The 832-nt window shown below is 62.0% G+C and carries 1 protein-coding gene; it reads left to right on the top strand.

Annotation, left to right across the window (positions count from 1 at the left end; all coding sequences use genetic code 11):
* Positions 1–462 (top strand): EAL domain-containing protein (locus tag AX737_RS19520; RefSeq protein ID WP_156453844.1); only part of this gene is annotated, 462 nt, incomplete at its 5' end.
* Positions 463–832: the final 370 nt, after the last annotated feature.

Here is an 832-nt window from a genome sequence, read left to right as displayed (position 1 = left end):
GTCCAGAGCGCGCTGCGCAACTCCGGCCTTCCGCCAGAGCGACTTGAACTGGAGATCACCGAGGGGGTGCTGCTCGCCGACAACGAGGCCAATCTCGCGACGCTCCACGAGCTGCGCGCCCTCGGCGTGCGGATTGCCATGGACGATTTCGGCACCGGCTACTCATCCCTGAGCTACCTGCGCGCGTTTCCCTTCGACAAGATCAAGATTGACCGGTCCTTCGTCAGCCAGGTCGGTGAGAGTCTCCACTGCACCGCCATCGTCAGAGCCGTGACTGGCCTTGCGGCCAGCCTCGGCATCGTCACGACCGCCGAAGGCGTCGAGACGGCAGCTCAGCTGGCGCATCTGCGGGCCGAGGGGTGCAACGAGATGCAGGGGTTCCTCTTCAGTAGGCCGATCGGCGCTTCTCAGGTTCTGGACCTCCTGTCCCGGAACGGTCAGGAGGCCGAAGCGGCGGCGTGATGTGGTCGATAAGTCGAAATATGATGTAATACGACGATATCCGGACAAGGTCTGGCGGAAGTATCGATCATTAAATGCGCTTCTAAAGAGGAATTTACTCGGCTACACTTAACCAGCCTGCAACGTCTCACTCTGCTTAGATGCGCCATCACCTGCTGATTGCCGACGGTCGTCCTATGCGCATTACCCTTGGCCACAAGCTCACCGGCGTCGTGGGCCTGCTCGGAATCGTCGCAATCGGCATCTCGGGCTTCGCTCTCCGCCAAGCCGAAGGCGAGCGGCAGCGGATTGTGGCGACGGAGGCCACGTGGAATGCTAGAGCCGCGCCCGAGCGTGTTGGGACGTCTCGGAGCCCGAGACGTTGAGGGGT

The organism is Methylobacterium sp. CCH5-D2, from assembly GCF_001556475.1.
GTDB classification, from domain to species: domain Bacteria; phylum Pseudomonadota; class Alphaproteobacteria; order Rhizobiales; family Beijerinckiaceae; genus Methylobacterium; species Methylobacterium hispanicum.
Note: the sequence above shows the minus strand (reverse complement) of the source record. Positions and strands in the feature narration are given on the sequence as shown.